The following is a 21,641-nucleotide window of genomic DNA, read 5'->3' as shown; positions in this document are numbered from 1 at the left end:
AATGCTTAGCCATTGGTTCTTTGTCTATCATAATATCAATTCATCAAATGAGCCTGAAGCGGAGCTATCCCGATCGTGAATCGCCCTTTTTGTAGCCCCGTTACTCTGCGGTTAAAAGCGATCGCTTACTGGAAGTTTTTTATTTGTCCGTTGGTCGGTAAATTGACAAAATAGCATATATTTGATACAGCGTTAATTTTTACATTCTACTAACAAATGATCTTATACAAAATCCGGGTTGCTCATCCCCTTTATCCTATGGTATGGTGCGTCGATCGATCGCTTTCTGGGCAGCAAGAATTGTTCGTGGCGACGCACCCTACTTTTACTAAACATCAAGGGGGTACGATACCCGGATTTGGTATTAATAGCTATCTTGGTTGATGTAAATGCAATAGTTGATCGCATTTACCAGCCTACTTACTTCGCCCGCACCACCAACACCGAACAAGGAGCCTCAGCCACAACATCCGCACTCACCGAACCCTCCAAAATCCGCTTTAAACCAGTCAAACCCCGACAGCCGATCGCAATTAAATCCGCCTTATAGATATGAGCTAAACGCACAATTTCTTCTGCAGGTTGTCCCGAAACAATCTCCAATTCGCTCTGGCAAGGCAACTTTTCCTGATAAGATTGCAGCAACTTCTCTACCTCTCGGTAAGCAATCTCATCTCCTTGAGCGTGAGGTCGATCGACAACCGCGTCAAAATCCGACCTACCAGAACTGACAACATGAACTAGAATCACCTTTGCCGTCGGTTCTAGCTGAAATTGTCCTACAACTTGCAATACCTGAGTCGCTAACTCTGAATTGTCGATCGCTACCAAAACAGTATTCAATACCATGCACCTTTAAATTTCAGATATTTAGACTTTAAATTTTTCGTTGATTGTCGCCTACTTTCGACAATTTCGCGCTTCCCACCAACATCATTATTACCTACCCAGAAACCCGGTTTCTTAACATAATTGCGTCATTTAAGCAAGATTCTTGAAGAAACCGGGTTTCTTAAACCCGCAGTGCGTAAGTAAGTAGGTGCAAATAAACTGGGCCGCTTGTCACAGAATGTAAAGCTACCATAATCGCAAGAGAATTGCTTCCTTTCACTGCATTTCACTCGCTTTTGACTACCTATGTATTTTGCCGATCGCCCATCTCAAATTTACCATCTAAAACTCACCCTTTCCCTCATTTTCAGTCCGCAGCCGCACCGAATCAGCGTGAGAAGGAAGCCCCTCTGCTTCGGCCAATACATTAATCGCCCTACTCACCTTCTTAAGTGCAGCCGGCGAATATTGAATCAAACTCGAATGCTTCATAAAAGTTTCGACACCCAGCGGCGACGCATAGCGCGGAGCCCCAGAAGTCGGCAAAGTGTGATTCGGGCCTGCCAAATAATCACCTACAGCTTCCGGCGTCGAGCAGCCCAAGAAAATCGCCCCAGCGTGGCGAATTTGGTCGAGCAAAGCCCAAGGATCTGCAACTTGCAATTCCAAGTGTTCGGGCGCAAACTCGTTAGAGAGTTCCGCCGCCGCTTTGAGCGAGTCAACTACCACGACTAAACCATAGTTGGCGATCGCCTTTTCTGTTAAAGTTCGGCGCGGGTGATTTGCCAACTGTCTGTCTACCTCAGCTACCACCTTCCTAGCCAGCACCGAATCCGCCGTCAGCAGAATTGCCGACGCCATCGAATCGTGCTCAGCTTGAGCCAACATATCCGCAGCCACGTGTACAGGATTCGCCGAACCATCCGCAATAATCAGCACTTCCGACGGGCCAGCCAGAGAATCGATCCCCACAGTCCCGTAAACCAGTTTTTTAGCGAGGGTGACGTAAATATTCCCCGGCCCAGTAATTAAATCCACCTTCGGAATAGTTTCCGTACCGTAAGCCAAAGCCGCGATCGCCTGCGCCCCGCCTACCCGATAAATCTCATCAACTCCCGCTTCCTGAGCCGCTACCAGCACCGCAGGATTCATTTTCTTCTCCTGTCCGGGGGGAGTACACATCACCAGTCTCGGCACCTTGGCGACCTTCGCAGGAACCGCATTCATGATCACCGAGCTTGGATAGGAAGCCTGGCCGCCAGGAATGTAGATTCCCGCTCGATCGACCGGCGTGTAGCGCTTGCCCAAAACAATCTCGTCATCGCCAAACTGCACCCAAGACTTGGGTACGCGCTGTCGGTGAAACGCCTCTACCTGTTTGCAAGCCAGCCGGATTGCATTTAATAATTCTTTCGACACCTGTTGGTAAGCAGCATCCAATTCGGCGCCACTCACCCGTAAATCTTCCACATTTAGGGTCATGCGGTCAAATTCAGCAGTGTAGTGCAGCACAGCCTGATCGCCTCTGCGCCTTACAGCTTGCAGCACCTCCCGCACGGTGGCTTCTTTGTGAACGACAAGTTCGTCATGGGTGCGATCGCAGATCCGTCGCAGTTCAGCTTGTGCCTCAACCCACTGAGTAATGATTCGCAGCATGGAGATTAGGAATGCCGTCTATAACTTCACTAACATTTGCTTGACAATTGGGGATTTTTGTGGCGATCTCCTAGAGAAGTAGGCCACCACCAGTCCACAAGCTTAAACCGCGAGAGTCGCGGCATTTTCCAAGGCTTCAGTGCAGCATTTAAATCTCTGTCGAGGATTTTGCAACACTGAGGACAAGTCACGACCTTCTCTCTTGAATTGCCCGCCAGAGAACCGGTTGCGGAGGGAGAGGGTGGGAACGCAGAGGGGGAGAGTGTCCGACCCCGATAATATCCGAGAGGGAGAGTGTTCGATCGGGAGAATTTTGATTCTGCCTTCTACCTTCTACCTTCTGATCCGGCTGTCTTCTACCTTCTACCTTCTACCTTCAGCTTTTTACCTTCTACCTTCGGTAAGTGCTTCTTGCCGAAGCCCAAATAACCCGTATTCTTTGTTATAGCTTAACTTGGATTTTTCAGAGAATTGGATTTTAAGCAAAATAGGTGCTATATTAGTTTTTCCCACACCTGATAAATTTTTTATAAAAAAACGCCAAATTATTGTATACTTGAAAATTGCGCGCAAGAAACCGTGACTTTAACTCGTGACGGTGGAAACACCGCAAAACGCCTCCTTAACATCCGTGTCATACCTTTGGGTATTGTCAGGGGTAAATAACAGGCAGTTAAATGAGTCAATAAAAAATTATTGCGCGGGCGTCGCCAAAAAGTAGCCACAGACTCAGCTCAATCTGAGCCAATGGAGAGTGGCTGTCTCACTCCGCCATTAAAAATCAAGCTTTTTGCGGATCGATCCCGAAAAGGTTGTCCTTCAAAATCCCCGTGTCTTGGGACTCTCTTGAGACTAGGGTGTATCAATGAATACCTACTTCCAGCAACTGAACTATGGCAAATATTAAGTCCGCCGTCAAACGAGTCAAAATCGCCGAACGTAACCGCTTGTACAACAAATCTTACAAGTCAGCGGTCAAAACTTTGATGAAGAAGTATTTCGCTGCCGTAGACAAGTACGCAGCAGCTCCGAGCCCGGAATTAATGCAAGAAGTCCAGCAGCGAATGTCTGAGGCATACAGCAAAATTGACAAAGCTGTCAAAAAAGGTGTACTCCACCGCAACAACGGCGCTCGCAAAAAGTCCCGCTTGGCAAGAACCCTCAAGCCACACGAAACATCCTCGGTAGCGTCTTAAGGAAGCAGAAAGTTCGGCAACGAAGCAGTGTACAAGATTGAAGGGATGGATGTTGAGGGAAGAAGTCAATCGATTTTCGATTTTCGATTTTCGATTTTCGATTTTCGATTGAAGCATTGACCCCACGGATAAATACGTTCGGCAAGTTTCATCGGATACAGGTTTTTTATTTCTGGACGGATGAATCACGTGGCGGGTATCCTGGATGCTTGATTGTCAAGCGTGAAGCAGGAAGAAGGAAGAAAGAAGACGGAAGATTTTTCCCGCACACTCTCTGCCACTCCCACTCCCAGACTCTCTCACTCCCCCCTCGCCCTATCCCACCAAGACTCTCCCGTATCACCTCTAATCTGCTTCCCCCATGCAGCTCATCGACACTCACGTTCATATCAACTTTGAGACCTACAAATCTGAGTTAGAAGCCATTCGAGAACGCTGGCGCGAAGCTGGTGTAGTTCGGCTGGTTCATTCTTGTGTAGAGCCAGAAGAGTTTGCCGGCATTCAAGCAATCGCCAACCAGTTTGCAGAAGTGTCTTTTGCGGTTGGACTCCACCCCCTAGATGCCGACAAGTGGAAAGACGAGACTGCAAGCCAGATTAGGGAATTAGCAAGTTCGGACTCTAGGGTAGTGGCGATCGGCGAAACCGGACTGGACTTTTATAAAGCTGACGATCGAGAACACCAGTTTAAAGTGTTTGAGGCACAGCTTGAAATCGCCCAGGAACTTGACAAACCAGTCATTATCCACTGTCGCGACGCCGCCGCCCCAATGGCCGAAATGCTGAGGAACTTTTGGCAAACACGCGGGCCTGTGCGCGGGGTAATGCACTGCTGGGGAGGCACACCCGAAGAAACCCAGTGGTTTTTAGACCTAGGTTTCTACATTAGTTTTAGCGGAACAGTCACCTTTAAAAAAGCCTTGCAAATACAAGAATCAGCTTGTATGGTAAATAGCGATCGCATCCTAGTCGAGACAGATTGCCCTTTTCTCGCCCCCGTACCCCAGCGGGGAAAACGCAACGAACCAGCCTACGTCTACTACGTAGCCGAGCAAGTTGCTAAATTGAGAGGAGTTTCTCTCTTAACTCTGTCCCAGCAGACAACCGAAAATGCCTGTCAGCTATTCGGCTTTTCTGTTTAGTTATAGCAGAGCACAGAAACGAGGAAAACAGGTTGATTTAGGAGCCAGCGATCGGGACAATCCCATTTCTATCCTGCTAAAAAAACCGGATTCATCCTTTATTGGAGATTCTTTTGGCGTTGCCTGTTGCGATCGGATTTGCGTCCTATAATAAAAAGAACTGAGCGATCGGGCGTTGGCTTAGTATCCGCGACTGCGATGTCGCCCAGGAACTACCAACACAACGCGAGTACGCTAAACTTCGGGATAGGTCAAAACTTCAGGCAATACCTCAAACTTACACACTCAAACTTACACATCAGAAGAAACTTGGAACCTCAGCAATTTGGCAATAGCTGTCAAGTCAATTTTAGGAGTCAAAAGTGTAGGGAATTCACCCTGAGATACCACGATATCAGAGCTAAAAGCATCTCGATCGAAACTAAAATCCGCACAAAAATACTGCGAGCCACAAGCAATAATAACCGTTGCAGCAGTTGGCAGGCGATCGAAAACATCATATAAATTCTCTCACACAATCCATCAAAAAAACGCAACAAGGTAAAAAAGCCCAGCCTTGGCGCCATGTAAAAAGCTAGAGCCACTGCGGAAAAAGGACCCCCATGACCACTAAAGATTACACAGAATTCGCCTTTACCTTGCCCGATTTGATAGAAATCCAGCGGGCAAGTTTTCGCTGGTTCCTAGAAGCCGGGCTGATCGAAGAACTCGACAGCTTCTCCCCGATTACAGACTACACGGGCAAGCTGGAACTCCACTTCATGGGCAAAGACTTCAAACTCAAGCGCCCAAAATACGATGTGGACGAAGCCAAGCGCAGGGACAGCACCTACTCGGTGCAAATGTACGTCCCCACCCGCCTGATTAACAAAGAAACAGGGGAAATCAAAGAACAAGAAGTCTTCATCGGCGACTTGCCCTTGATGACCGAGCGCGGCACTTTCATTATCAACGGCGCCGAACGGGTAATTGTCAACCAAATCGTGCGATCGCCAGGCGTCTACTACAAATCAGAAACCGACAAAAACGGTCGCCGTTCCTATAACGCCAGTCTGATCCCCAACCGCGGCGCTTGGCTGAAATTTGAAACAGACAAAAACGATTTAGTCTGGGTCAGAATCGACAAAACCCGGAAACTATCGGCTCAGGTGCTGCTCAAAGCCCTCGGACTCACAGACGGCGAAATCTACGACTCACTCCGCCACCCGGAATACTTCCAAAAGACGATCGAGAAAGAAGGACAATTCGGCGAAGAAGAAGCTTTGATGGAGCTCTATCGCAAACTACGTCCCGGTGAACCCCCCACCGTGGCGGGGGGCGAACAGCTCCTCAACTCGCGCTTTTTCGACCCCAAACGCTACGATTTGGGCCGAGTCGGCCGGTACAAACTAAACAAAAAATTGCGCTTGACAGTCCCCGATACCACGCGGGTGCTGACATCGCAAGATATCTTGACCGCGATCGACTACTTAATTAACCTCGAATTCGACATCGGCTCCACCGACGACATCGACCACTTAGGCAACCGTCGCGTCCGCAGTGTCGGAGAACTGCTGCAAAACCAAGTCCGAGTCGGCCTCAACCGCTTAGAACGGATCATCCGCGAAAGAATGACAGTCTCGGATGCCGACTCCCTCAGCCCCGCCTCTCTGGTCAACCCCAAACCGCTGGTAGCAGCAATCAAGGAATTCTTCGGTTCCTCCCAGCTATCGCAGTTCATGGATCAAACCAACCCTCTGGCAGAACTGACTCACAAACGTCGGCTTTCGGCCTTGGGCCCTGGAGGTCTGACTCGCGAACGCGCCGGGTTTGCAGTACGGGACATTCACCCGTCCCACTACGGCCGGATTTGCCCGATCGAAACACCAGAAGGCCCCAACGCCGGTCTGATCGGTTCCTTAGCAACCCACGCCCGCGTCAACCCCTACGGCTTCATCGAAACTCCTTTTTATCCAGTAGAAAAAGGACGGGTGCTGCGCGATAAAGCGCCTGTTTACATGACAGCCGATGAAGAAGACGATTTGCGCGTCGCCCCCGGAGACATCAGCCTCGACGAAAACAACAACCTCTTGGGCGAAACCGTAGCCGTCCGCTACCGCCAAGAGTTTACTACCACCACTCCGATGCAGGTGGACTACATGGCGATTTCCCCAGTGCAAATCGTCTCCGTCGCGACATCGCTGATTCCGTTCTTGGAACACGACGACGCCAACCGAGCTCTGATGGGTTCGAATATGCAGCGGCAAGCTGTGCCGCTACTGAAACCAGAACGGCCCCTCGTCGGTACGGGCTTGGAAGCTCAGGCGGCGCGAGATTCCGGGATGGTTGTGGTTTCCCGGATCGACGGCGAGGTGATTTACATCGACGCTACCCGGATTATTGTCAAACCCCTGGCTGTAGATGCCGAATCGAATTCCAGCGAAGAACATTTCCTGATTAAGGAATACGACGATCTCAAAGTCAAACAGCCCTCGGTTTGGAAGCAAAAGTATGCTGGCTGCATCGAACACGAACTGCAAAAATATCAGCGTTCTAACCAGGATACTTGTTTAAACCAGCGTCCGCTGATTTATGAGGGCGATCGCGTCGTAGCAGGTCAAGTGCTCGCCGACGGTTCCTCCACCGAAGGGGCAGAACTCGCTCTGGGTCACAACATCCTCGTAGCTTATATGCCTTGGGAAGGCTACAACTACGAAGACGCGATGCTAATCAGCGAGCGTTTAGTGTACGAAGATGTGTACACTTCGATCCACATTGAAAAATACGAAATCGAAGCCCGTCAAACTAAACTCGGCCCAGAAGAAATCACCCGCGAAATTCCTAACGTCGGCGAAGACGCGCTGCGCCAGCTAGACGAACAAGGAATTATCCGCAAAGGTGCCTGGGTAGAAGCCAGCGACATCCTAGTCGGCAAAGTCACCCCCAAAGGCGAATCCGACCAACCGCCGGAAGAAAAACTGCTGAGGGCAATCTTCGGCGAAAAAGCCCGCGACGTGCGCGACAATTCCCTCCGCGTCCCTAACGGCGAAAAAGGCCGCGTGGTGGATGTGCGGGTGTTTACCCGCGAACAGGGCGACGAACTGCCCCCTGGCGCCAACATGGTCGTCCGCGTCTACGTAGCTCAAAAGCGGAAGATTCAAGTCGGCGACAAAATGGCCGGCCGCCACGGAAATAAGGGTATTGTGTCCCGGATTCTGCCGATGGAGGATATGCCTTATTTGCCCGACGGGACTCCGGTTGACATAGTGCTCAATCCCTTGGGCGTACCGTCGCGGATGAACGTAGGTCAGATTTTTGAGTGCTTGCTGGGATGGGCGGGCGAAAATCTGTCGATGCGGTTCAAGATGGTGCCTTTTGATGAAATGCACGGCGCTGAAAAGTCGCGGGAAACCGTACACGGCAAGCTACAGGAGGCACGCGAAAAAACTGGCAAGCCTTGGGTGTTTAACGAAAAGCACCCCGGCAAGACTATTGTCTACGATGGCCGAACTGGGGAACCGTTCGATCGCCCGATCACAGTCGGCATCGCTTATATGCTGAAGCTGGTTCACTTAGTAGACGATAAGATCCACGCCCGTAGCACAGGCCCTTACTCGCTGGTAACGCAGCAGCCTTTGGGCGGCAAAGCGCAGCAAGGGGGTCAGCGGTTCGGAGAAATGGAAGTCTGGGCTCTGGAAGCGTTCGGCGCAGCTTATACTTTGCAAGAGTTGCTGACTGTGAAGTCAGACGATATGCAGGGGCGGAATGAAGCGCTGAATGCGATCGTTAAAGGCAAAGCTATCCCGCGCCCCGGTACGCCGGAATCTTTCAAGGTGCTGATGCGGGAGTTGCAATCTTTGTGCTTGGATATTGCCGTGCACAAGGTGAATACATCCGACGAGGGCAGCGAGCACGTTGAGGTGGATTTGATGGCGGATGCTGGGGGCAAGCGATCGCCCTCCCGGCCTACTTACGAATCGCTTTCTCGTGACGAACTTGACGAGGATTAGGGATTTTAGATTTTAGATTTTAGATTTTAGATTGAAGAATTGTTTGACAGCATTCAATCTAAAATCTCACATCTAAAATCTAAAATCGAGAAGTCCCAATTAAAATGCCTCAGCAGTGGTACGAACACTGGTGAGGCGAATCAACGCTCTTAAGAGGAGAGACGCTGAACATGAATATTGTAACAGTTGTCCCAGGAATAGAAGGAGAATTGGATCAGAAGACTGGCTGTATTAACTGGCAAGGGGGCAAGTTTGGCAACGGTTACGGGCGCAAGTGGCTTAATGGCAAAACGGTATTAGTCCACCGATTAGTCCTCGAATCAAAAATAGCAGGATTCCTTGCTTCCGGTTATTTTGGTTGCCACACCTGCGACAATCGAAGCTGCATCAACCCAGCACATCTCGTAGCGGGAACTGCGGCTGAAAATACCGGGCAGATGATTGGGCGCGATCGCAAAACTCCCAGACGGAAAAGTATTCCGGGTATTGGCATATTGTCGATCGAACAACTCCGGGAAATTCAGACTAAATATTTATCTGGAACAGTCAAAAACCACCTAGCAAAAGAGTATGGAGTACAACATGAAACTATTACTAAGATACTTCAGACAAATATTCCCGATAACTTCACTACAGTTTTGCCCGGTTTTTTAGGAGAAATTCAAGACAACGGCTGCATCATTTTTCAAGGCTCAAAGGACGGTCAAGGCTATGGCAGATACTGGAAAAATGGGAAATCGAAATCAGTTACTCGTGCTGTTTTAGCTGAGAAATTAGGATGTGAAATTCCGACTTCGATAGATGCTTGTCATACCTGCGACAATCCCAGTTGTATTAATCCAGAACACCTTTGGGGTGGTACTCGCACTCAAAATTCATTAGATGCTTCTAAGAAAGGACGCACTCAAGGCAAAAGTCATCCTCTTTCCAATGCCAAATTAGACTGGGAAAATGTGCGAGAAATTAGGCAAAAGCTAGCAGCCGGAAAGAGGATGAAGGATGTAGCACAGGAATACAGTGTCGGCCGCAAAACCATACACGATATTAAGTATCACGTCACTTGGAAAGAAGAAGGTCAAGAGGTTCCAGTTCCCCGCATGGGTGGACATCTCGAACGCAAGCTAACTTTTGCTCAAGCTATTGAGATCCGAGAACGAATCCAAGCCGGAGAATCCCTTGCTAAAATAGCTCAGGAATTTGGAGTATCCAGAAATATCATTTCTGATATTAAAAGAAACATCACCTATAGAGGAGCGTAATATTGATTTGAGTTCAAAACGAAGCAAACAAAAAATATAAATTGCCAGCACTAATCGACAGTAAATAATCAATTGGAGTCAAAATGGCTAAAATAGAACAACGCTTTGATTACGTCAAGATAGGATTAGCTTCACCAGAAAGAATTCGACAGTGGGGAGAGAGAACTTTACCCAACGGTCAGATAACCGGTGAAGTGACAAAACCCGAAACAATAAATTACCGGACTTTGAAACCTGAAATGGATGGCTTGTTTTGCGAGCGCATTTTTGGGCCTGCAAAAGATTGGGAATGTCATTGTGGCAAGTACAAACGAGTTCGCCATAGAGGCATTGTTTGCGAAAGATGCGGTGTAGAAGTCACTGAATCTCGCGTCCGCCGTCACCGGATGGGATTTATCAAATTAGCGGCTCCCGTAGCTCACGTTTGGTATCTCAAAGGCATTCCGAGTTACATGGCAATTCTGTTAGATATGCCGCTGCGAGATGTCGAACAAATCGTGTATTTCAATGCCTACGTTGTCCTCAATGCAGGTAATGCAGAGAAGCTGCAATACAAGCAATTGCTCACGGAAGATGCTTGGCTGGAAATAGAAGACGAACTTTACAGCGAAGATTCCACACTCACAGGTGTAGAAGTGGGGATAGGTGCTGAAGCTTTGCAAGTTTTGCTGCAAAATATTCCGCTAGAAAGTGAAGCAGAAAAGTTGCGGGAAGATATTGCTAATGCTAAAGGTCAAAAACGGGCAAAGTTAATTAAACGCTTGCGGGTAATTGACAACTTCATCGCTACGGGATCTCAACCCGATTGGATGGTGCTCAATGTGATTCCGGTGATTCCTCCGGACTTGCGGCCGATGGTGCAGTTAGACGGCGGGCGTTTTGCAACCAGTGACCTCAACGACCTTTATCGGAGAGTAATTAATCGGAATAATCGGTTAGCGAGACTGCAAGAAATTCTGGCGCCGGAGATTATCATTCGCAACGAAAAGCGGATGCTGCAAGAAGCTGTGGATGCGCTGATTGACAATGGTCGCCGGGGCCGGACGGTGGTGGGGGCAAACAATCGGCCGCTGAAGTCGCTGTCGGACATCATTGAAGGGAAACAAGGTCGGTTCCGGCAAAACTTGCTGGGTAAACGGGTTGACTACTCCGGGCGATCGGTGATTGTGGTGGGGCCGAAGCTGAAGATTCATCAGTGCGGTTTGCCGAGGGAAATGGCGATCGAACTTTTCCAGCCTTTCGTCATTCACCGCTTAATCCGCCAAGGATTGGTCAATAACATCAAAGCTGCCAAAAAACTGATTCAGCGCAACGATCCCAGCGTTTGGGACGTGCTTCAGGAGGTGATTGAAGGACACCCGGTAATGCTAAACCGGGCGCCGACGCTGCACCGTTTGGGGATTCAAGCCTTTGAGCCGATTTTGGTGGATGGGAGGGCGATTCAGCTTCACCCGCTGGTTTGTCCGGCTTTTAACGCTGACTTTGACGGCGACCAAATGGCGGTGCATGTACCTTTGTCTCTGGAGTCTCAGGCGGAGGCGCGGTTGCTGATGCTGGCTTCTAATAATATTATGTCGCCGGCTACTGGGAGACCGATCGTAACTCCTTCTCAAGATATGGTGCTGGGTTGCTATTACTTGACGGCGGAAAATCCTGATGCTCAAAAGGGTGCGGGTCACTATTTCTCGAATCTTACGGATGCGGTTGTGGCTTACGAACAGGGGGTGGTTGATTTGCATTCTTATGTGTGGGTGAGGTTTCAAGGTGCTATGGAAAATGCTGAACCGGAGGGGGAACCGCTGAAGGTGGAACGTTCTGCTGACGGTATGGTGACGAAGGAATATAAGTTCCGCCGGGTTCGGGAAGATGGGGAGGGTAAGGTGATTAATCAGTTTATTCGCACTACTCCGGGCAGGATTATTTATCACCAAACTATTGAGTCGGTGATAAATAATTAGGAGGTAATGGGTAAGGGGTGGTGGGTAATTACTGATAAGTAATCGCTAATAAATAATGGTGATTTAAGTTAGAAAAGTTACCCATTACTGCTTACTAATTACTAATCAATACGGTTGGGTTAATGTTGGGTGGGTGAAATGTTGGGTGGGTGAAATGTTGGGTGGGTGAAATGTTGGGTTTCGTTCCACGGGCCCAACCTACTTACTACTACTTACTACTGCCCTCTGCCTCGCAGCATTCTTAGCCTCCTGCGTCAATACTCCAATTACCAATTACTACTACTACTACTACTCAGAAAAATGACAGAAAATAAGGAAATTGTTTTTCGCAATCGGGTTGTTGACAAGGGTCAGCTCAAAAAGTTAATTTCTTGGTCTTTTATGCACTACGGAACAGCCCGTACAGCACAAATGGCCGATAAACTCAAAGACTTGGGTTTCCGGTTTGCGACACGGGCGGGGGTTTCGATTAGTGTGGATGATTTGCAGGTGCCACCGTCGAAACGATCGCTCTTGGATGCTGCGGAAGAAGAAATTCGCATCACTGAACAAAAATACACGAGGGGCGAAATCACGGAAGTCGAACGGTTCCAAAAGGTAATTGATACCTGGAACAGCACTTCGGAAGATCTCAAAGACGAAGTAGTCAAAAACTTCCGAGCCACAGACCCCCTAAACTCGGTGTATATGATGGCTTTTTCTGGGGCGCGGGGGAATATTTCTCAGGTGCGGCAGTTGGTGGGAATGCGGGGATTGATGGCTGACCCGCAGGGGGAAATTATTGACTTGCCAATTAAGACTAATTTCCGGGAGGGACTGACTGTTACGGAATACATTATTTCTTCCTACGGTGCTCGCAAAGGCTTGGTGGATACGGCGTTGCGGACGGCGGACTCTGGCTATTTGACTCGCCGGTTGGTGGATGTGTCGCAGGATGTAATTGTGCGGGAGGTGGACTGCGGCACCCAGCGGGGAATTCGGGTGCGACCGATGACGGATGGGGCAACGGTGCTGATTCCGCTGAAGGATAGGTTGCTGGGGCGGGTGTTGGCGAGGGATGTGGTGCATCCGAAAACGGGGGAGGTTGTGGCTTATGGCGGCGAGAGGGCTGTCCGAAATCAGCCAATTACGGATGAGTTGGCGGGGGAGATTGGTAATTCTGGGGTGGGGGAGGTGTTTTTACGATCGCCCCTGACTTGTGAATCGACTCGATCGGTGTGTCAGCACTGCTATGGCTGGAGTCTGGCGCATTTGAAGATGGTGGATATGGGTGAGGCGATCGGGATTATTGCGGCTCAGTCGATCGGGGAACCGGGAACCCAGCTCACCATGCGTACTTTCCACACTGGGGGGGTATTTACTGGGGAGGTGGCGAAACAGGAACGGGCTCCTTTCCCTGGGGTGGTGAAGTTCAAGAATTTGCGTACTCGATCGTTCCGCACCAGACATGGCGAAGAGGCGCTGGTGGCGGAGAACAATGGCAAGCTTGTGTTTGAGGGGGATGGATTTGAGGAAGGGAAATCGGGGGCTAAGAATCAAAAGCTGAAAATTGAGTTGGCGATTGTTCAGGGTTCTACTCTGATGGTCAAAGACGGACAGCGGGCGATTCCGGGTCAAGTTTTGGCTGAGGTGCCGATCGTCGGTCGGGCTGCGCGCAAGACTACGGAAAAAGTGACTACAGATGTGGCTTCTGACTTGGCGGGAGAAGCGAAGTTTGCTGATTTGGTGCCGGAAGAAAAAACTGATCGCCAAGGGAACACGACGCGCACGGCTAGCAAGGGGGGGCTGATTTGGATTCTATCGGGAGAGGTCTACAATTTGCCTCCGGGGGCGGAACCGGCTGTGAAAAATGGCGATCGCATTCCGGCGGAAAGCGTGATTGCTGAAACTAAGCTGGTCTCGGAACATGGTGGGGTAGTTCGCATCGCTGACCCCAGAGAAATCGAAATTATCACCGCCCAAGTCCTGCTCGACCAAGCGGTGGTGCGGGCAGAAAGTGCGGGGGGCCGCGACCACTACACGATCGAAACATCTTCTAAGCAGCGGTTTTCCCTGAAGACTGCTCCTGGGAGCAAAGTGATTAACGGGGAAGTCGTCGCCGAACTGCTCGACGACAGCTACCGCACAGCTACAGGGGGCATTGTCAAGTACGGCGGAGTCGAAGTCCACAAGCGCGGCAAGGCTAAACTTGGCTACGAGGTGGTTAAAGGTGGGACTCTGCTGTGGATACCGGAGGAGTGCCATGAGGTGAATAAGGATATTTCTCTGCTGCTGGTGGAAGATGGCCAGTACGTTGAGGCAGGTACAGAAGTCGTTAAGGATATTTTCTGCCAAACCAGCGGGGCTGTGGAAATCACTCAGAAAAATGACATTCTGCGGGAAATTGTGATTAAGCCGGGGACGCTGCATGTGGTTGACCGCCCGCCGCTAACTTTGGGGGAAGGTCAAATTGTCAACGCGGGTCAGGAGATTTTCCCAGGCTTGGTGGCTGAGGAGTTGGGCTATGCGGAGTATATCGAGACTCCGGAGGGCCCGGCTTTGTTGCTGCGGCCTGTGGTGGAGTTTCCGGTGCCGGATAAGCCTCCGGTGCCTTCTCAGACGGCGCTGAATGAGTCGATTTCTTTGAAGGCGGTGCAGCGGCTTCCTTATAAGGATGGGGAGCGGGTGAAGTCTGTGGAGGGATTGGAACTGTTGCGGACTCAGCTTATTTTGGAAATTGGTTCGGGGGCTCCGCAACTGGCGGCGGATATTGAGCTGTTGCCGGATGAGGATGATGCTGCGGCTTTTGGGGCGGACGGTTCGGGGCCGGCTTGGGGTTCGCCTGAAGATGTTAGTGGGTCGCAGGAGTTGGCGGTGGCTGTGGATGATGGGGGCGATCGAGTTTCCAAGACTTTCCGCTTGCAGTTGGTGATTTTGGAGTCGCTGGTGATTCGGCGGGATGTGTCTGCTGACCCGACTCAGGGGAGCACTCACACGCGGCTGTTGGTGGAGGACGGGCAGTCGATCGCGCCGGGGGCTGTGGTGGCCCGCACGGAGATTCTCTGCAAGGAGGCGGGTATTGTGCGGGGCATCCGCGAGGGGCTCTTAGAACCGGTGCGCCGACTGTTGGTGATGCGGGATGCGGATTCTATTTCGATAAGCGTGGCGAGTACGCCGGATGTGAGTCCGGGTCAACTGCTGGTGGCTGGTACCCAAATAGCTCCGGGGGTTGTTCTGGAGGAGTCGGGCCAAGTTGTGAAGGTTGTGCCTGCGTCGGAGACAGAACCGGCGAAACTCTTGCTCAGGGTAGCTCGCCCTTACCGGGTTTCGGCGGGTGCGGTGCTGCACGTAGACGACGGCGACTTAGTGCAGCGGGGTGACAATTTGGTGATTCTGGTGTTTGAGCGGGCAAAGACTGGGGATATCATTCAGGGTTTGCCCCGGATTGAGGAACTTCTGGAGGGGAGGAAGCCGAAGGAGGCTTGTATTTTAGCTAAGCGGCCGGGGACGGCTCGTGTGGTTACGGATGATGATGTTGTGGAACTTGCGGTGATTGAGGATGATGGCCGGATTGAGGAGTATCCTTTGTTGCCTGGTCAAAATCCGATCGTTTCCGATGGCCAGCGCGTAGGCGTCGCCGAAGCCTTGACCGACGGGCCTGCCAACCCCCACGAGATTCTGGAGGTGTTCTTCCACGTGCTGAAGGAGCGGCAGTCTACTTTTGAGGCGGCTTTGGAGAGTTTCCAGCAGGTGCAGACGTTTTTGGTGAATGAGGTGCAGTCGGTTTATCAGTCTCAGGGCGTGGATATTTCTGATAAGCACATTGAGGTGATTGTCCGGCAGATGACTAACAAAGTCAGGATGGAGGATGGGGGCGATACTACTATGCTGCCTGGGGAGTTGGTGGAGTTGCGGCAGGTGGAGCAGGTGAATGAGGCGATGTCTATTACTGGTGGGGCGCCGGCGGATTATACTCCGGTGTTGCTGGGGATTACTAAGGCTTCGCTGAATACTGATAGCTTTATTTCTGCTGCTTCGTTCCAGGAGACTACGCGGGTGTTGACTGAGGCTGCGATCGAGGGTAAGTCTGACTGGCTGCGGGGGCTGAAGGAAAATGTGATTATTGGCCGCTTGATTCCTGCGGGTACGGGGTTCAATGCCTATGAGGATGCTGGGGTTCAGGATGCGGGTTTTGATGGTGCTGTTTTTGATGATGATATCCACGATTTGCAGGAGGATGTGGTGCTTGACGATCGGACGGCGCGCCGTGCTTACGAGAGCGGTTTTGAGATTGGGCGCGGGGCTGATCTTGAGCCTGATGAGGATTTTGAGGAGGTTGAGGTGGATGAGGATGAGTTTGTGGCTGAGTCTGAGGATGATGCTTTGGGCTCTGATGTGGATGATGATGATGATGATATCGGTTTTGATTTCGATGAGGATGAGGACTAATAAGAGTGTTTTGGGGCTGCATGAAGTGGGTGGATGGTGTTGCGATCGGTGAGGATAATTTGGTTCCACGGGCGACGCACACTTCGATTTCATGACTGGAAATATCTCAAATTTTCCTCACTAAGGAATGAGAATTAAATAACTTAGAATTTTGATGGTTCTTGTGGGATGGGCGTCCCGCCCGTCCAGAAAGGGCGGGCTAAGAGTGCCCAACCCCTACTCCCCACTTTCAAGAGTGTAAATTATTTAATTCGCGATCCTAATTAACAGTCAGAACTCATAGAATTGTGCGATGGGATATCGAAAGGAAGAAGGAAGAAGGAAGATTCAGAGTTTAAACAAACTTTGTAAATAAGAGAGTTTTAATTGTTTGTTGGTTTAAACAAACAATTCTTTCTTCCTTTTTCCTTCTTCCTTCTTATTCCTTTTTCATGTATGGTTCACTCAATCAGGTAGCAAAGCCTTGATTTGATTCACAAACTCTTGATGGTCTACCACAGGCTTAGAGATGTAACCGTCGGCACCGCTTTGATCGAGAAATGTTTCTTTATCACCAGCCATCGCGTGAGCAGTCACCAAAATAATCGGCAGCGAGGCTGTTTGCGGGTCAGCTTTGAGCAGTTGAGTAATCTTAATGCCGTCAACAGATTTGCCCTGGTACACGCTGCGGGAAAGAGACACATCCATTAAAATCAAATCAGCTTCGCCGTTGGCAGCAATCTGCATCACCTCTTCAACATTTTCCGTGTGCTTGACGGCTAAGCCCCCCCGCTTAGTCAGAATTTTGGAAAAAACCCGAGCATTAACCAAATCGTCCTCTACAATCAGAACGGTTTTCATAAATAAATATGGGAAGTATAGAAACTTTGTGACTTTAGTCCAAAGAGGAACACGACACGGGGACTACATTCCCCGTCAAAAATGCAGAGTTTTTAGCGCCATCAGCCGGGAACCCTGCAAAACCCGTATGTATATCCTTGAGCCACTAGCTGTCAGAGGGTTTACAGATGCCTAGAAGCATCCAGTACCATCATTTAGACTACTATACACAGACAGTTTAGTTCTTTTTTATAACTAGACCTGACAGTGGTGAGAGTCTCAAGATTCTCAGGTAGCAGGTTTCTAGTACAATCCTGGACGCATGGACGACGCCTCTAAACCGAGTTTTTGCTCGTTTCGGCGGGCTATAACGAACTCTTGCTAGGAAAAAACCCGGTTTCTGACTACCCGTGCGTCCTGGACTTATCTTATCCTCTCTTTCGGTCAAGCCTCCGGCTTCTACCATTTTAGATTTTAGATTTTAGATTTTAGATTTTAGATGGGAACTGATTGACTTGATATCAGTTTGGAGCATAGGCCTACAGTTGCATTATTTTTTGAACTGGTATTATAGTCGGGAATGTGTGATAATTATTTTCCTTCTTCCTGATTAGAATCAAGCCCTGTTTATTCACATACTCCCGTCGCCACAGCATTCGGAGTAGCGAATTTAGCGGGGATTGGCGGGGATTGTTGGAGATTCCTAATTCTCAGTTTTAACCCCTCAAAACGGCTTAAAATATCGACACTTCCATTCATCTAGGGGAGGTCATACTAGGAGATATCGCCTGGAGAGCTTTTGACTGATAATTCATCAATATCGGCATTGTTGACACTCTCAGCGAGTCACGACCCCGCTCTATGGTTGAATAAGCCCAAAACTAGCACTTCACTCATAGTCCAGTCGTCTCTACACGCTCAGAACAAGTACCAGTACCAGAGGTATTCCAATTCCGCTTACTTTTCTTTTTTAATAGTTTCGGAGTCCCTCACGCTTGCCAAAATACGGTAAGCTCGATCGTCTACCATTGCTGCTTGATCCACGCTACGGCTGTACCGAGACGAGCTCAATACGGGGTTTCTCCTGAATAGAATATTTCTTCGTGTAGATGGTTATTCCTAATTGCAATTAAATTCTATCATGGATTGACGGGGCCTCAAGTCCCTCGTGACCGAAAGCATCCAGGATACCCGCCACGTGATTCATCCGTCCAGAAATAAAAAACCTGTATCCGATCAAGGAGCCCCCGAATTGATCCGTGGGGTCAATGCTTCAATTCTAAAATCTAAAATCTAAAATCGATTGACGCTTTCCTAGGAAGAGCTACAGCCTCACTACGTTCTGAGTTTCTGGCATTCCGTGTTCTCCTGTCTATTTACCTTCTGCCGTGAGAAGGTAAATAGACAGGTAGGCGCAAATGAAGGCAACATAGAGGTTAGGGTAAGAGTGGAGAGTAAGAGGCAAGTGTTGCCCGTCTTCGGGACTCTGATTCTGCTTTCACAAGTTAAGTTTATTTTTATTCTTCAACTGGGCGGTTGGGTCGAACTTTCGGTTCGCCTGCGGCAAAGGCTTTTCAATCGAGACAGGAAACCTCGGCATTATTGACAGAGGCTGTTTTCACTCAGGAATTAACGGACACAAGGACTCATGGCTAAACAACTCAACCTACTTTCCGGGCAAGTAATTTCTACGCCTCTGCACGCCGAGATGCAGCAATCGTACCTCGAATATGCCATGAGTGTGATCGTCGGGCGAGCTTTGCCTGATGTCCGCGACGGTTTAAAACCAGTTCACCGTCGAATTTTATATGCGATGCACGAACTAGGTCTGACGCCAGACCGACCTTACCGTAAGTGCGCCCGGGTAGTTGGAGATGTGTTGGGAAAATATCACCCCCACGGCGACCAATCGGTTTACGACGCTCTGGTACGCATGGTTCAGGAGTTTTCGAGCCGCTATCCTTTACTGGCGGGTCACGGCAATTTCGGTTCGGTGGACAATGATCCGGCGGCTGCTATGCGCTATACGGAAACGAGGCTGGCACCGATCGCCCACGAAGCTATGCTAACCCAAGTCGGCGATGCAACTGTTGATTTTACTGCTAACTTTGACAGTTCGCAGCAGGAACCGACGGCGCTGCCTGCTCAGTTGCCGTTTCTGTTACTCAACGGCTGTACGGGCATTGCTGTGGGGATGGCAACTAATATCCCGCCGCACAATTTGGGGGAGGTGGTAGACGGTTTAATTGCTTTGATTGAAAACCCGGAACTATCCGACGAGAAGTTGATAGAACTGATTCCGGGCCCGGATTTTCCAACCGGAGGGGAAATCGTTGCTACAGAGGGCATTGTTGACGCCTACACTAAGGGTCGAGGCAGCATTGCGGTCAGGGGTGTGGCCGGGGTGGAAGAGGTGCCAGGTAATCGCAAGGTGCGTACTAAAACGGCGATCGTGGTGACGGAGTTTCCGTTTCAGGTAAATAAGGCGGCTTGGATTGAAAAGGTGGCGGAGTTGGTCAATGCGGGCCGCCTCGACGGTATTTCTGATTTGCGTGACGAGAGCGATCGCGAAGGGATTCGAGTGGTGATTGAACTCAAGCGGGAATTTACTCCAGAAGCGGTTCTCGCTCGCCTTTACCAACAAACTGACCTGCAAACAAATTTTGGGGCAATTTTGCTGGCAATTGTCAACGGTCAACCCCGACAGTTGACGCTGAGACAATTGTTGCAAGAATTTCTGGATTTCCGGGAAGTGACTCTTACCCGCCGCTACAATTACGAGTTGCAGGCTGCGGAACGCCGATGTCACATTGTCGAAGGCTTAATGTTGGCTTTGACAAATCTCGATACAGCGATCGACATTCTGAGAAATTCTCCTGATGGCTCTACTGCTAAGCAAACTTTGCAAGTTCGCCTCAATTTGAGCGAAAGTCAAGCTGATGCGATTTTGGCGATGCCTATGCGTAGGCTGACTGGTTTGGAAAGGCAAAATTTGCAGTCTGAGTTTGATGAGTTGATGGCTAATATTCAAGAATTGCAGCGGTTGTTGAGCGACAGGCGTGAACTTTTGAAGGCTTTAAAGAAGGAATTTCGATCGCTCAAACGCAAGTACGCTGACCCCCGCCGCACTAAATTCGCCAATGGAACTGCAGGCGCAGCAAACGCCGAATCACAATTTGCTGGTAAGAAAAATTCTGGGGTGAAGCAGTTGTCGCCGGCAACGATTCAGCCGAACTTATTGCCCGTTCTAGAGCCAGAGGAAACTATTGTTGAATTTTCGCACAAGCAGTACGTGCGACGCTTGCCGACTGGGGAAAAGCCACGCTCGAAAAGTCGCGAAAAATCGGTTTCAGCTTTAGAAAAAAATGAAGATTTTATTGTGACGGCAAATCTGACGAAAACCGATCGCACTTTGGTCGTCTTAACTCCTAACGGCAAAGCTTACCCGCTGAAAGTGGCGGATATTCCTAGTAGTAGCGCCAAAGACCGGGGAACGCCGATCGTTAGTTTGTTGTCGCCGAGTGCTACTAAAGACAGTGGCGATCGCGCTTTGTCGGAAATCACCGTTGCACACTTTATTTTGCCGGAAAATTCGGAAGCCGCAGATTTAGTAACTCTGACTCAGCAAGGAAAAATTAAGCGCTTGGCGATGCAGGAATTTGCTGATTTGACTAATCGTGGGGTTACTGTTGTTAAACTCAAGGAGGACGATCGGCTGCGCTGTGCGAGTCTGGCTAAAGTCGGCGAGCAAGTGGCGATCGCAACTTCAGGAGGCCGAGTCCTCCGGTTTGAGATTGATGACGAACAACTGCCCCCAATGGGCCGCGCGGCCCAGGGTTCTCAAGTAACCAGGTTGCGGAAGCAGGAAGAGTTGGTGGGTTGCATCACTCTCGACGCGAACGACAGTCTGGTGCTATTTTCCGAGTTGGGTTGGGCAAAACGAATGCCTGCAGGTTCTGTCAGACTTACTAACCGGGGCGAAATTGGCACTCAAGCTTTTCGTTTCTCAGAGCCTAAAGATGCTTTAGTTGGCTTGCTGCAGGCTGTTCCGGGTACGGAGGTGAAACTTTTTACTAATTCTGGCCGCCTGCTGCGATCGGCTATTGATGCTATAGCTTTTTGGGGGAAAGATGCTGCGGGCGATCGAGTTTTTGACCTCAATCCGGGTGAAAAAATTATCAAAGTTATCAGCAGTCAATAGTCATTAGTCATTGGTCATTATTCGCTGTGCCTCGATTGAGACTTGGCCTTGTTACCTTCGACCAATTCTATTCCCCATGAAGCCTTGTTCCCAGGCTCTGCCTGGGAATACATACCCGGAGGCTGTGCCTCCAATTCCCCAATCTAAAATCTAAAATCTAAAA

At 49.8% G+C, this 21,641-nt stretch carries 12 protein-coding genes; 8 read left to right on the top strand and 4 right to left on the bottom strand.

What is annotated here, in order from left to right:
* Positions 1 to 216 precede the first annotated feature (216 nt).
* Entirely contained in the window at positions 217 to 384 is a 168-nt protein-coding gene (locus tag QUB24_RS16610; protein WP_333154270.1) for a hypothetical protein, read from the top strand.
* Between the two features lie 36 nt (positions 385 to 420).
* On the opposite strand, the gene QUB24_RS16605 is transcribed toward QUB24_RS16610, so the two are convergent.
* Together QUB24_RS16605 and hisD are read right to left on the bottom strand one after the other, a co-directional pair.
* Entirely contained in the window at positions 421 to 849 is a 429-nt protein-coding gene (locus QUB24_RS16605; protein WP_333154268.1) for a universal stress protein, read from the bottom strand.
* Between the two features lie 324 nt (positions 850 to 1,173).
* On the bottom strand, positions 1,174 to 2,487 hold the full coding sequence (gene hisD, locus QUB24_RS16600; protein ID WP_333041543.1) for a histidinol dehydrogenase: 1,314 nt from the start codon (positions 2,485 to 2,487) through the stop codon (positions 1,174 to 1,176).
* An 893-nt stretch (positions 2,488 to 3,380) separates the two neighbouring features.
* Here hisD and rpsT point away from each other — a divergent pair.
* Together rpsT and QUB24_RS16590 are read left to right on the top strand one after the other, a co-directional pair.
* On the top strand, positions 3,381 to 3,683 hold the full coding sequence (gene rpsT, locus QUB24_RS16595; RefSeq protein WP_333066838.1) for a 30S ribosomal protein S20: 303 nt from the start codon (positions 3,381 to 3,383) through the stop codon (positions 3,681 to 3,683).
* A 361-nt stretch (positions 3,684 to 4,044) separates the two neighbouring features.
* Positions 4,045 to 4,824 carry a TatD family hydrolase gene (locus tag QUB24_RS16590; RefSeq protein ID WP_333154266.1) on the top strand — a complete coding sequence of 260 codons (780 nt, stop codon included), beginning with the start codon at positions 4,045 to 4,047 and terminating at the stop codon, positions 4,822 to 4,824.
* 356 nt (positions 4,825 to 5,180) lie between these two features.
* On the opposite strand, the gene QUB24_RS16585 is transcribed toward QUB24_RS16590, so the two are convergent.
* Positions 5,181 to 5,324 carry a hypothetical protein gene (locus QUB24_RS16585; protein WP_333154265.1) on the bottom strand — a complete coding sequence of 48 codons (144 nt, stop codon included), beginning with the start codon at positions 5,322 to 5,324 and terminating at the stop codon, positions 5,181 to 5,183.
* 102 nt (positions 5,325 to 5,426) lie between these two features.
* On the opposite strand from QUB24_RS16585, the gene rpoB reads away from it, so the two are divergent.
* The 4 genes from rpoB (at position 5,427) to QUB24_RS16565 (ending at position 16,458) form a co-directional block, all read left to right on the top strand.
* Complete coding sequence (rpoB, locus tag QUB24_RS16580) at positions 5,427 to 8,813, top strand: DNA-directed RNA polymerase subunit beta (protein ID WP_333054817.1); 3,387 nt, start codon at positions 5,427 to 5,429, stop codon at positions 8,811 to 8,813.
* A gap of 170 nt (positions 8,814 to 8,983) precedes the next feature.
* Positions 8,984 to 10,072 carry an HNH endonuclease gene (locus QUB24_RS16575; protein ID WP_333154263.1) on the top strand — a complete coding sequence of 363 codons (1,089 nt, stop codon included), beginning with the start codon at positions 8,984 to 8,986 and terminating at the stop codon, positions 10,070 to 10,072.
* Positions 10,073 to 10,155: 83 nt separating this feature from the next.
* Positions 10,156 to 12,030, top strand: a complete 1,875-nt coding sequence (locus QUB24_RS16570; RefSeq protein WP_333154262.1) for a DNA-directed RNA polymerase subunit gamma — start codon at positions 10,156 to 10,158, stop codon at positions 12,028 to 12,030.
* Between the two features lie 300 nt (positions 12,031 to 12,330).
* A complete protein-coding gene (locus tag QUB24_RS16565; protein ID WP_333154261.1) occupies positions 12,331 to 16,458 on the top strand; it encodes a DNA-directed RNA polymerase subunit beta'' in 4,128 nt (1,375 codons plus the stop codon).
* A gap of 444 nt (positions 16,459 to 16,902) precedes the next feature.
* Here the strand turns inward: QUB24_RS16565 and QUB24_RS16560 are convergent, their stop codons facing one another.
* Positions 16,903 to 17,298, bottom strand: coding sequence for a response regulator (locus QUB24_RS16560; protein ID WP_006632892.1), 396 nt, complete (start codon positions 17,296 to 17,298; stop codon positions 16,903 to 16,905).
* A 1,627-nt stretch (positions 17,299 to 18,925) separates the two neighbouring features.
* Here QUB24_RS16560 and QUB24_RS16555 point away from each other — a divergent pair.
* Complete coding sequence (locus QUB24_RS16555) at positions 18,926 to 21,478, top strand: DNA topoisomerase (ATP-hydrolyzing) (protein ID WP_333154259.1); 2,553 nt, start codon at positions 18,926 to 18,928, stop codon at positions 21,476 to 21,478.
* Positions 21,479 to 21,641 lie beyond the last annotated feature (163 nt).

The sequence above is a fragment of the Microcoleus sp. B9-D4 genome (assembly GCF_036705105.1).
In the GTDB taxonomy this organism is placed as follows: Bacteria; Cyanobacteriota; Cyanobacteriia; order Cyanobacteriales; family Microcoleaceae; genus Microcoleus.
Note: the sequence above shows the minus strand (reverse complement) of the source record. Positions and strands in the feature narration are given on the sequence as shown.

Bases quoted from the DNA above. Each gene is read 5' to 3' on its own strand.
- rpsT (WP_333066838.1), top strand. From the start codon at position 3,381: ATGGCAAATATTAAGTCCGCCGTCAAACGAGTCAAAATCGCCGAACGT.
- QUB24_RS16585 (WP_333154265.1), bottom strand. From the start codon at position 5,324: ATGATGTTTTCGATCGCCTGCCAACTGCTGCAACGGTTATTATTGCTT.
- QUB24_RS16610 (WP_333154270.1), top strand. From the start codon at position 217: ATGATCTTATACAAAATCCGGGTTGCTCATCCCCTTTATCCTATGGTA.
- QUB24_RS16570 (WP_333154262.1), top strand. From the start codon at position 10,156: ATGGCTAAAATAGAACAACGCTTTGATTACGTCAAGATAGGATTAGCT.
- QUB24_RS16590 (WP_333154266.1), top strand. From the start codon at position 4,045: ATGCAGCTCATCGACACTCACGTTCATATCAACTTTGAGACCTACAAA.
- QUB24_RS16575 (WP_333154263.1), top strand. From the start codon at position 8,984: ATGAATATTGTAACAGTTGTCCCAGGAATAGAAGGAGAATTGGATCAG.
- QUB24_RS16565 (WP_333154261.1), top strand. From the start codon at position 12,331: ATGACAGAAAATAAGGAAATTGTTTTTCGCAATCGGGTTGTTGACAAG.
- hisD (WP_333041543.1), bottom strand. From the start codon at position 2,487: ATGCTGCGAATCATTACTCAGTGGGTTGAGGCACAAGCTGAACTGCGA.
- QUB24_RS16605 (WP_333154268.1), bottom strand. From the start codon at position 849: ATGGTATTGAATACTGTTTTGGTAGCGATCGACAATTCAGAGTTAGCG.
- QUB24_RS16560 (WP_006632892.1), bottom strand. From the start codon at position 17,298: ATGAAAACCGTTCTGATTGTAGAGGACGATTTGGTTAATGCTCGGGTT.
- rpoB (WP_333054817.1), top strand. From the start codon at position 5,427: ATGACCACTAAAGATTACACAGAATTCGCCTTTACCTTGCCCGATTTG.
- QUB24_RS16555 (WP_333154259.1), top strand. From the start codon at position 18,926: ATGGCTAAACAACTCAACCTACTTTCCGGGCAAGTAATTTCTACGCCT.